Origin of the sequence: Arthrobacter sp. HMSC06H05 (genome assembly GCF_001807395.1) — a bacterium.
Taxonomy (GTDB): domain Bacteria; phylum Actinomycetota; class Actinomycetes; order Actinomycetales; family Micrococcaceae; genus Pseudoglutamicibacter; species Pseudoglutamicibacter albus.
The window spans coordinates 25,658-25,866 of the sequence record NZ_KV788983.1; positions in this window are offsets into that span (position 1 = coordinate 25,658).

Here is a 209-nt window from a genome sequence, read left to right on the forward strand (position 1 = left end):
AGTTCCCCGCGCCTGCGGGGATGATCCGTAACTGACCAAACGGCCCGGGGCGAACTGCCCGAGTTCCCCGCGCCTGCGGGGATGATCCGCGCCCACAATATGGTTCCACGCCTTCCGGCCGGAGTTCCCCGCGCCTGCGGGGATGATCCGTACGAGGTGATCGGCGGTTCCTTTGAGGCCATGAGTTCCCCGCGCCTGCGGGGATGATC